Source organism: Cyanobacteriota bacterium (assembly GCA_025054735.1).
Classification (GTDB): Bacteria; Cyanobacteriota; Cyanobacteriia; order SKYG9; family SKYG9; genus SKYG9.
The window spans coordinates 1-11,138 of the sequence record JANWZG010000086.1; the positions used below are offsets into that span (position 1 = coordinate 1).

Sequence of the window (11,138 nt, forward strand, 5' to 3'; positions counted from 1 at the left end):
TCGAGGCTAGCAATCGTGACCATCATGACGAAGACTTTCAATTCTTTCAAGAGACGCTAGGGTTGTCACCAGATCGGTTGCTGCCGCCAATTTTGTCCTTGGATGAAGATACAATTCAGGCACGCCTGAGCCAGCGTGACCAAACCGACTACCTACAGCGATTAGTCGAGAAAATTCAGGGGCAATCCAGCGATGTGGTGTTGATGGAAGGGCCAGGAACACTGCAAGAGGGAACGTTGTTGGGTATGTCACTCCACACCATAGCTACGGCCCTGGATGCGGCTGTACTATTGGTCGGACATTTTGATATTGTGCAAACCGTAGACAGAATGCTGTTTGCAAAGGAGCAATTCGGCGATCGGCTCATTGGCGTGGTGATTAACGATGTACCCGCGGCTAACACAGATTTTGCCCAGGGTAGTTTACGGGAATTTTTAGAACATCACCAAATTCCCGTGCTGGGTATGTTGCCCCGTGATGTAGTCTTACGGAGTGTAAGTGTGCGGGAGTTGGTTAACCAACTCAATGCTCAGGTATTGTGCCGTCCTGATCGCCTCAACTTGATGGTAGAAACCATGACTATCGGCGCGATGAACGTTAACTCGGCCCTGCGCTACTTCCAAAATGCTCGTAACCAAGTGGTGGTAACTGGTGGCGATCGCACTGATCTGCAACTAGCGGCGCTGGAAACCTCGACCCAGTGCCTAGTGCTCACAGGCTGCTTGTCACCAAATCCTGAAATTTTAAGTCGTGCTGAAGACCTAGAAGTACCGATTCTCTCGGTTGATTTAGACACCCTGACCACAGTGGAGATTATCGATCGCTGCTTTGGGCAAGTGCGCCTGCATGAACCTGTGAAAGTGGATTGTATCCAGCGGCTCATGCGCCAACACTTTGACCTTGATCGGCTACTCAAACTCTTGAATCTATAAGCTCTGGCTTGGCAAGCAATAGGGAATAGGTGATCGGTGAGAGTGGCTCAATGCTGTGCGAATAGCCCGACACTGTGTCTATGACCCTGTTTGCTGTGAATGGGAATCCAGTTGCCATGCCTGCACCCATTTGGTTGCCCGCCAAATCGAGGAATGTTGGAGCTATGCTCTTGAGATTGAGCTGTTCATCTAGGTTACGTGACCGAACTTTACTATCGAGGCATGGCAGCAGCAAACGGCAAACCTAAAGTGGGGCGTAGTGCTTGACTCTTGGGAGTCAGACTTGGCATTGATATTGACATTGAAGAAATACCGAAAGATTGACTGGATACCCAGGGATACTTGTGACCCGAAGCAGAACGCAAGACCACAGGGGAGGTAGTGATTGTAGCCGTTAGAAGCACGAGCAGCAGCAAGGTCAGAATAGCACGCCGTGGCGATGGGTTGGATGGTAGCAAGATTGTTTAGGAATTGGGAATATAGAGTAGCTTGCCCAAAAGAGCAAACTAACCCATCCTAGCTGAGTTGGACGACGGCTTGATCGTCTATTAAGGTACGGTTGGTCAGCAGGTCATCAACAGTGATACGCAAGAACCGCTGAGCATCAACTCGAAACAAAACTTTGATGCGATCGTTCCCCGGTACACCGGGTGGATCTAACTTGGCGATAGTACGAGCATTGTCAGTGTCATTCAAGGGGGTGACTTGGGTTTGGTTGGCTCCTAGGCTGCGGGTAATCAGGCGATCGCCATCAAAATACACCTCAGTTCCTCCTGTTTCCGCACCTAGTTCACCAATCACCAACTCAATGCTGGGCTGGTTTTCAGTAGATGCACCCAGCACTAGCTCCACGGGATGCTCCATGGGGTAAGGCTGCCCAGTCTTGATCAGTGGGTGCCAGTTGTGACGATTGAGACGGCGATCCCAATAGCGAATACCATAGCTGTGATAAAGGTAGTCCACCACCTCGATGCCCTGGGCAATGTGCAGAGCACCTTGGGCAATGGCCTCAAATGGCTTGGCACCAGAAATTTTTGTCTCGTCGAAATAGCGCCGCACCCACTGTTGCACCATGGGCAATTGAGCAGTGCCCCCCACTAGCAACACGGCATCAATATCCGAAGCCTCAATACCCTGTTGACGTGCCCGCTGCAACACCTCTTGCATACTGATGTCCATGCACTCAAAAAATTCATGGTCATGCAGGATGGCCTCAAGTTGTTGGCGATCGAGGCTCAGTTCATAGCTCTCAAAGGTTTGGTCGTTGAAATAGACCTCGGTTGCTTGGGGCTGAACCGAGAGCTGAATCTTGAGGCGCTCTGCCAATCGAGTTACTAAGGGTGACGGTTGCAGGTCTTGGGTCTTGTGAAAGTAATCTACAATCCAGTTATCGAGGTCAGCGCCACCGAGGTTTTGCCCAGCCTTAGCTAGCACTCGCGCTGTTTTGGGTTGCTGAGTAGAGTCTACAGCTAGGGAGCGATCGCCCCACTTCAGCAGAAATCCTAAGGGCTTGGCCTGGGGTGTTTGGGGCCTATCTAGGCGCACGAGGGATAAGTCTAAGGTGCCACCACCAAAATCGATAATCAGTATCAGGTCTTGGGCAGTCATGCCATAGCCCAAGGCAGCGGCTGTAGGCTCATCTAACAAGCGCACTTCTTTAGAGGGAAATGACTGGCATACACTACCCAGCCAGTACCGATAGGCTTCAAAACTGTCTACGGGCACTGTTAGGATTAGTGGTACATCAGCTTGCAGATAGTTCAAGCTAGTCAGTTGTTGGGCGATCGCCCGCAGAAACCATTCTCCTACCCGCTCAAAGTTCATATATTGCCCATCTAGCTCAGGCATAAAGCCCAGCACTTGGTTGCCAATGCCACGCTTGAAATTGCGAAAGAACCGCTGGTCGCCACTCAGGTCTAAACCTCGATCGCGCACTGCCTGCCCAACAATGACTCGATTTTCAGCAGCGTTTTCAATGTAGGCAAGACTAGGAATCAAGGGTGGATTTTGGGCAACTTGCTGGCTAATTCCCATCAAACTCAGCGTTTCAGCTTGTTGGGTTGCTGGGTTCCACCGGGCAACAACAGTATTGCTGGTTCCGAAGTCAATGGCAATAGCGGAAGTACTGGTCATACGAACTTGGTAGTGTTACACGCTTACAAAAACACTAAATTGATGCTTCCAGTATGGTAGTGCCTTAGCTGCTCCGATCGTCAATTCCATATCCCCCTTCACAAGACAGACGTTATAATCCAAATCTGGATGCCATCATTGCTACCTGTTCTATGAGCTACTGTCTGAATCCTAGGTGTCCATATCCACAAAATCGGACTGAGACAGAGGTTTGTCAGGCATGTGGATCCCGACTATTGTTGAATGATCGCTATCGAGCAATAAAGCCGATCGGACAAGGGGGATTTGGGCGTACCTTTTTAGCGATCGATGAACACAAGCCCTCCAAGCCACTCTGCGTAATCAAGCAATTTTTTCCCCAGGTTCAAGGCAGCACCTACAAGGCCGCACAGCTCTTTCGCCAAGAAGCAGAACAACTAGACGAATTAGGCAGCCATCCCCAAATTCCTGAGTTGTTGGCACACTTAGAGTTTGAGCATCAGCTCTACCTAGTGCAGGAATACATTGATGGGCCAAACTTAGCACAAGAGCTAGCCAAAAATGGGCCATTTACTGAAACGCAAATTCGGCAACTGCTGAATGATTTGTTACCCGTATTGGACTTTATTCACCGTAAGCAGGTCATCCATCGGGATATTAAACCAGAGAACATCATTCGGCGGCGATCGCCTTCTGCCTCTAATCGAGGTAGCCGTGATGAGTCGAGTAGCAAAGCCAACCGAGGTGACCTGGTATTGGTGGACTTTGGTGCCTCTAAATCAGTGACCCCTACGGCAATGGAACGGACTGGCACACGCATTGGTAGTGCTGGGTTTGCGGCTCCAGAGCAGTTGATTGGCAAGGCTGTGTATGCTAGTGATTTGTATAGTTTGGGTGTCACCTGCATCCATCTGCTGACCAATCGTCCACCCTGTGAGTTGTATTCTGTGCGAGAAGGAGCTTGGGTCTGGCAAGACTACCTGCCAACCCCCATTAGTAATCACCTCGCCTGGATTTTGGATGACATGCTGCAAGTAGCAACCCACCAGCGCTATCAATCAGCCGCGGAAATTTTGCAGGATTTGAATGCTGATGTACCAGTGGTTACCCAACCAAAGCGCGATCGCCGTCCCAACAGGCCCCGCTTGGGTAAAAATCGACGATTTGAGCGCTTCGTTGTAGTTAGCTTTGTGCTCTTGGCATTGGTGCTGTTGAAGACGATCGCCCTTGTTCCCGCCATATTAGCGGTGAGCAGTGGCTTTATGTTCACTATGTACCTATTGAATCGGCGGTTTCAGTCATCCATCAGTGTGGCCGAGAAATTTCGCCTCCGCAGCGATGCTCAGGCTCTGCGGCAAGAGGTGCGGCAAGTGGAACAGAGTATTCGTCAGTTGGTTGATACCCGCCACAAACTATCCCGCGAGGTAGAGCAGAAAACCCAGGACTTGATTAACCAAGAGAAGGTGTTTGATGAGGCAGAGCAGGCTGAAATTGATCGCATTGATTTAGATTTGCGCCATCGACTAGCAGCCATCCGTGCAGAACAGGAAAATCTGGCAGCCATCACCCATGCTGAAGAGGTAAAAAAGCTAAAGCGATTACAGTCCAAACATCGACGTAGCAAGCTCGCCAGCTACACCCTAGCCGATGCCAGGGTGAATGGAATTGGTAAGGCGCTAACCCAAGCCCTAGAGGAGGCAGGCATCGTAACAGCGGCAGATGTGGAACTTGAGCGCCTCACCCATGTCAGTGGTGTAGGCGAAGCAAAAGCCATGAACCTGCTAACTTGGCGACAGGCAATTGAGGCAGAAATTGCAGCTACGATGCCCAATGCCTTGCCTCCAGAGCAAGTTACTAGCATTCATGCTAAGTATGAACAGCAGATGGAAAACTTAGCTAGCCAAGCCGCAGAAGCTGAGCAGGCAGCACGACTGCAACAGAGCCATGTGCGTCAGCGGTATCAACGCCAACGGGTATTGCTAAATCGACAAATTCAGACTCAGCAGCAGCACCTAGCAAACACGCTTGCCAGCCTAGATCAACAGGTGCGCGATCGCCAGCATCACTTGATGACCGTGCGGGAACGTCTCAACCGCATCGAGGCCAAACTCATTGACTACCGCCAAATCAGCTTTGCTGCTTACCTGTGGCAAATTTTCTTCCCTCACCATTCGGTCTAGAGCCAGATGGCAGGGTTGGGTACTCAAAAGCAGTTAAGTTAGATACTCTCAAGTCTTGGAGGTTTGCTCTTGCAGTAGACTAAGAGGGGTTGCAGTTCGCATCACCATGACAACGAGTGCATGTATTTAACGGTGGGCGATCGCAGCCACTTTGTTAGCTTCAACCAGTTACCAATCACAAACTATGCCAACGATAGCCTATCTGGAATGTCCAACCGGGATTGCTGGGGACATGTGTCTGGGAGCACTAGTGCACGCTGGAGTGCCCTTGGAGTATCTGGCAACACAACTAGATCGGCTGGGAATTTCCTCAGAGTTTCAACTGCGGGCAGAGTTGGTCGATCGCAATGGGCAGCAAGCTACCAAGGTGCATGTGGATATCAAGCCCTCGCCGTCAGGAGAAACCTTTATGGCTGACGATGGCTCTGATCTGCATCCGACCTTTAGCCATAGCCATGGTCACAGTCATAGTCACAGCCACAGTTATAGTCATGGTCACGGTCATAGTCATGGTCATAGCCATGCCTATAGTCACACCCATAGTCATACAGATGGGCATCATCACCACGATCACCATGACCACCAACATTCGTCTGCTACATCAGGAACTGTCCATAGGCTACCGACCCGCAACCTGCCTGATATTGAACAGTTGATCACCAATGCTGGTCTGCCTACACGGGCTGAGGCATGGAGTTTGGCGGTGTTCCGGCAATTGGCGATCGCTGAGGCCGCAGTGCATGGCATTCCCGTTGAGCAGGTACATTTTCACGAAGTAGGGGCTACTGATGCAATTGTGGATATTGTGGGTACCTGTCTAGGGCTGGATTGGCTACAGATCGACCAATTGGTTTGTTCAGCATTGCCTACAGGTGGTGGCACGTTTTACGCTGCCCATGGACAGTTACCCTCACCCTCACCCGCTGTGCTGAAGCTATGGGAAATGCATCAGGTTCCAGTCTATAGCAATGGCATTGATCGCGAGTTAGTCACCCCGACGGGAGCAGCGATCGCCGTCACCTTGGCAACTCACTTTGGTGCTCCCCCGGCCATGACCTTGAAAAAAGTGGGTCTAGGAGCCGGATCTCGCCACTTGCCCATGCCTAATATCCTGCGGTTGTGGATTGGGGAGGGAACCATCTCCACATCACCTGCATCATCCCAGCCATCACCACCCCTAGGCCATAGCTCTCATTCTTCAGCCCACACTGATACGATCGCTGTGCTAGAAACACAAGTGGATGACCTTAATCCCCAAGCGATCGGCTACTTGTTTGAAGCTCTATTTGCAGTGGGTGCGCTGGATGTATTCACCCAAGCGATCGGCATGAAAAAATCCCGTCCAGGGACACTGATTACTGTCCTTTGTCATCCTCACCACATCGATCGTTGTGAAGCCGTACTCTTTCGAGAAACAAGCACCCTAGGCATTCGGCGTGCAGTTCAAGAACGACATATCCTGCATCGAGACTGGCAAACCGTACAGACTGACTATGGCCCTATTCGGGTCAAGGTTGCCTGGGATCAGGATCCGAATACCATCCTCAATGTGCAACCAGAATATGAGGATTGTGCCCAATGTGCTCAGTCTCATCACGTGCCTTGGCGAGAAGTTCATGCCCAAGCCTTGCGTCGGTGGTGGGCTATGTCTAACCCTGCACAATAGGGGATGTCGTTATGCAAGATTCACCCCAAAACTGGTGGCAGCAAACATTTCCATCCGGACGGCAGATGCTCACTATCCCAGATGCTAGAGGCAATCCTGTGCAGATGGCCTATGGGGAAGTTGGTGTGGGGCAGCCGCTTGTACTAGTGCATGGCATTGGTAGCTGGAGCTATGGATGGCGTGGGGTCATTCCTCTGCTCGCAGAGCACTACCGAGTAATTTGCTTTGACGCTAAGGGTTGTGGCTTCTCAGCGAAACCTGCACCTCCAGAACAACCAGGACACCAAATCTCGGAGCTAAGTGCGGTTTTGCAGGGGTTGTGTCGCCATGAGCCTGCGATCGTGGTGGCTGAGTCCCTAGGGGCACTTTCAGCCTTGGGTGTGGCCCAAACCGAGCCTACCCGCATCGATCGACTCATTCTCATTAATGTCCCCATTTTCCTCAACCAGTTGCCCAGTCCAGGAATGCGGCTACTGAGCTGGTTACCCATAGAGCTAGTGCAGGCTATTGACCAATGGCAATGGGCTAAGTGGTTTGCTCCCATAACCTATGAGCTAGTGCGTCGAGAGCGCCAGCAAGTTGTTGCTACTGGCTCCCAGATTACAGACACAGAAATTTGCCACATGACCTATCCCTACTTGGAATTTCCTGGCACCCTGACACGGTTTGCCCTAGAGCTACAACTAGCTGCCCAGGAGGTCACCCGCCTTCAACAGGGCAAGCCAAATATCATTGCCTCCCTGCAAGCAAAATTGGCAGACGTGTATCATCCCACCCTAATCTTGTGGAGTGATCAAGATCGTTGGTTTCCTGTGAGCCACGGTGAACAACTGTGCGATCGTCTACCGAATGCTCGTCTACAGATCTTGCCCTCCTGTGGTCATGCGGCTGGAGCCAACTGTCCTCAAGCCGTCAGTCAGGCGGTGCTAGCGTTTCTGGCTGTTCCGATGCCAACGCCACAAAGGTAAGCAGATAGCGCGGAAATTCCCGCAATACCCCATTGTGAAAGGCAATCAAGTATCGTCCTGTATCAGGATTATAGGTCTGCACAGTGCCCAGCCACCGTAGTGAATTGCGTACCAGGCTACCGACAGGAATGGGATCCGGCTCTGGTGTTGTGGCATGACCTCGACGCGGGGGCATATCAGGGTTGGATGATGAAGGCGACTGAATAGCAGGTTGGGTGTTCACAGTGATTTCTACGTTGGTAGTTGTCAGCAACTCTCGCCGTGCTGCCTCTGTAATCACACGGGCAAGCCAATCCGCCGGATCTGGCAAAGACTGTACAGCGTGAACAACGGTTGCGGGCAAGTCCAACCGAAAGGCGCTTAGTTCAATCGTCTGGAGTGGGGTAGATGGGTTTTGGGTCTGCTCAGAGGTCATCGATCGTCACCAACTTTTTTCCTAGCGGCATTGCAAATAGCTATGCTGAATGTCGTCACCCTAAACCAGCCTGCTAACAAGGCTATCAGTTTTGAATTGGCTTTGTATTAGCCTTACTATCCACAGGCAGCGATGTTAACCAAACGGTGAGTGTATCATCGCTAGCCTCTCTAGTCACCTGTCTTTGGGCGTTGAGCTTAATAGTTATAACTCGTTTCATCAGCTAAGACTAAGGCATACGATCGTCAGCATCAGCTTGGTTGGGTGTTGTTGTCCCATTGATCGTACCCTCACCATCAGTTGATGGTGGTGGCGCAGTTACCAATCGATGGATCTGAATTTGGTGCAGCCGTGGCCCTACCGCCGAAATCACCGTGAGTTCTAGATCGTCATGCACCAACACCTCTCCAACAGTGGGAATTTTTTGGAATTGATACAACAAGAAGCCACCTAGGGTCTGATAATCATCGGTGATAGGTAAATCAATGTTGAGCAATTCATTGACCTCCTCGATATGCATCTGAGCCTGCACTAGGTACGTCTGGTCATCCAGAACTTGGAACTGAGACTCTTCCTCCATTTCTGGTAAATCGCCAATGATTTCTATCAGCACATCGTCTAGCGTTACTAACCCGGCTGTGCCTCCAAACTCGTCTACTACCACCATCATGGACTGGTTAGACTCTTGCATTTGCTCTAGTAGCTCGCTGAGGGGCATATTTTCAGGGACAAACTGAGCAGGCGATACCCATGGTTGAATGGGGGTTTCTAACTGCAATTCACCCCGTGCTAAGGGTTCTGCTAGTTTCTTAAAGGCAACAATTCCTCGAATTTCATCCAACGACTCACCAATAACGGGATACCGAGAATAGCCAGATTTTGCCACCTGATCCAACAAAGTCTGGAACGTTGCTGTGTAAGGGATAGGCACAATGCTAGTACGAGGTACCATCACGTCACTGGTGGTTACGTCTCGAAACTCCAGCACGTTAGTGAGCAACTCGCGCTGATCTTCTTCCAATTCAGGCGATTCGCGCTCAGTCGCAATGATGAGTTGCAACTCTTCTGAAGTTAGTTGATGATGAAGCCAACCTTGTCCGGTATGACGGATCCCTACCAGGCGTAACAGCCCTTGGGTTGATTGATTGAGTACCCAAATCACGGGGTTAAACAGACGAGACAGAGCTAAGCTTGGTGCTGCCAAGACTCTGGCAAGTTGTTCAGAGTAGAGCAAGGCAAGAGACTTGGGTACTAGTTCTCCTAGAACAATCTGGAGGTATGCAATGAGCAGAAATATTACCAGAGCAGCAATGGTGTGAATGCTCCGCTCGTGGGCAATGGGTAGCTTAAGCTGGGTCAACCAACTGGCTAGGGCTGTAGCTACGGCATTCTCCCCTATCCAACCTAGCGCCAGGATGGAGAGCGTAATCCCAATTTGAGTAGTGGACAGCAAGCGCTCTAGGCTGTGTTGCAAATCTTGGACAGCAACAGCTTGTACATCCCCAGCTTCCACGAGCTGATTAATGCGGGAGCGCCGCACGGATACGATCGCAAACTCTGCTGTTACGAATAATGCATTAATCGCAATTAGCAACAGAATCGCTGCTATGTCAGAAACGACTGGGAATGTAGTCAGTTGGGCAGTGACGGTTGTCATTAAACTACCGTAGAACTACCTCACAACGGGAATTCCCGACAACTTAAGCTGAAGACGTTGCTCAGGATAATCTGTCAACGCCAACGAAAGTTGCTTTGCGTCTTCCACCAAGACCGCTGGAATCGTTACTCTTCCAGAAAACAGATCGCTCTGGGGAGGCAACTCAGACGGTAGATCGCTCGTGGTAGCACTCAGAGACCGTCCCCGATCGTCCGTAACATCTAAGAAACTATAGAGAAACCGCACTGGCTGATCGCCTCCGTTGACCAATCTCACATCAAGCACCAAGGAATCGCCTTCTCGCCGAACTGCTGTCACCTCCAACTTTACCTTGCGGTCTTGACTAACGATCGGCAGGGTATTAGCCGTATCTACAGTTGCCGAGTCGCTCTTCTGAGAATCTGTAGGCGACTGAGGACGGGACTCATTCGTCATGGTTGTGCCCGTTGGCTTACCTTGCCCCATTTGAGCTTTTACCCGCTTCAAAATATCCTCTTCTCGTAAGATTTTTGTGCCTTGGCGAACACCAGTTCCCTCTTGACCTGGCAGATTATTGATTGGGCGCACATCAGGTTGTGTAATCCCCTTTAGTGCTTCTCGTCCTAAGGCAAAGCTATACGCTGCCGATACAATGCCCGCTGCCACCATCAACGTCAGCAGAATCATTGTCAACACCAAGTTTGAGTTTAGCTTCATAGCAATCAAACCGTTTAGATGAATCCAGTTTAGCTGAATCATACCCAGCTACCAAAATAATCTGAGATATAATAGCGGCACATCCAGGGTTGGCCGAGCGGATGAGGCAGCGAACTCATAATTCGCCATAGGCAGGTTCAACTCCTGCACCCTGGACTGTCTCACCACTAGCTAGCGTCAGCGATGGTTCTCATTACCAACAGATGCCAGACCTAAGCGCAGACAACCAGCAAGTATTCAGAAATATTCAGGCATTTTAGACGACTGTACCCTACACCTGGATCCTTCTCCAGACCTTTCAAGAATCGTTCTGGAGCCATCTGTGTTATAATTCTATGGTGTTTTTGCATTCACGTTCGGTTTAGGGGTTTTCAGGCGAATTTTCTGAAACTTTGCTCGATCGTTATTCAGTTTAACAGTCAGTCCTAACAGCAGTCACAAGTAATTACAACAGTAGCCACAAGTCGGAGCTTGATCTCATGGTGGAACCCTCTACCCCTGCCGTCGAACAA

Annotated in this window: 7 protein-coding genes, 1 tRNA gene and 1 pseudogene; 5 read left to right on the forward strand and 4 right to left on the reverse strand. The window is 50.5% G+C overall.

Annotation, left to right across the window (positions count from 1 at the left end):
- A partial coding sequence (locus NZ772_06075; GenBank protein ID MCS6813125.1) for a phosphotransacetylase family protein occupies positions 1 to 932 on the forward strand: 932 nt, incomplete at its 5' end.
- A gap of 516 nt (positions 933 to 1,448) precedes the next feature.
- Here the strand turns inward: NZ772_06075 and NZ772_06080 are convergent.
- Positions 1,449 to 3,065, reverse strand: coding sequence for an Hsp70 family protein (locus NZ772_06080; GenBank protein MCS6813126.1), 1,617 nt, complete (start codon positions 3,063 to 3,065; stop codon positions 1,449 to 1,451).
- A 152-nt stretch (positions 3,066 to 3,217) separates the two neighbouring features.
- Here NZ772_06080 and NZ772_06085 point away from each other — a divergent pair.
- The 3 genes and pseudogenes from NZ772_06085 (at position 3,218) to NZ772_06095 (ending at position 7,858) form a co-directional block, all read left to right on the forward strand.
- Positions 3,218 to 4,132: pseudogene (locus tag NZ772_06085) on the forward strand (serine/threonine protein kinase).
- Positions 4,133 to 5,408: 1,276 nt separating this feature from the next.
- The gene (gene larC, locus NZ772_06090; protein MCS6813127.1) at positions 5,409 to 6,890 is read left to right on the forward strand and encodes a nickel pincer cofactor biosynthesis protein LarC; all 1,482 of its coding nucleotides are present in this window, start codon (positions 5,409 to 5,411) and stop codon (positions 6,888 to 6,890) included.
- Positions 6,891 to 6,901: 11 nt separating this feature from the next.
- Positions 6,902 to 7,858, forward strand: coding sequence for an alpha/beta hydrolase (locus NZ772_06095; protein MCS6813128.1), 957 nt, complete (start codon positions 6,902 to 6,904; stop codon positions 7,856 to 7,858).
- On the opposite strand, the gene NZ772_06100 is transcribed toward NZ772_06095, so the two are convergent.
- From NZ772_06100 to NZ772_06110, 3 genes are all read right to left on the reverse strand, one after another.
- The gene (locus NZ772_06100; protein MCS6813129.1) at positions 7,803 to 8,273 is read right to left on the reverse strand and encodes a hypothetical protein; all 471 of its coding nucleotides are present in this window, start codon (positions 8,271 to 8,273) and stop codon (positions 7,803 to 7,805) included. The genes NZ772_06095 and NZ772_06100 overlap by 56 nt on opposite strands.
- 229 nt (positions 8,274 to 8,502) lie before the next feature.
- Positions 8,503 to 9,930, reverse strand: a complete 1,428-nt coding sequence (locus NZ772_06105) for a hemolysin family protein (GenBank protein ID MCS6813130.1) — start codon at positions 9,928 to 9,930, stop codon at positions 8,503 to 8,505.
- A gap of 15 nt (positions 9,931 to 9,945) precedes the next feature.
- Positions 9,946 to 10,668 carry a hypothetical protein gene (locus NZ772_06110; GenBank protein ID MCS6813131.1) on the reverse strand — a complete coding sequence of 241 codons (723 nt, stop codon included), beginning with the start codon at positions 10,666 to 10,668 and terminating at the stop codon, positions 9,946 to 9,948.
- A 41-nt stretch (positions 10,669 to 10,709) separates the two neighbouring features.
- Here NZ772_06110 and NZ772_06115 point away from each other — a divergent pair.
- Positions 10,710 to 10,782, forward strand: a tRNA-Ile gene (locus tag NZ772_06115).
- Positions 10,783 to 11,138: the final 356 nt, after the last annotated feature.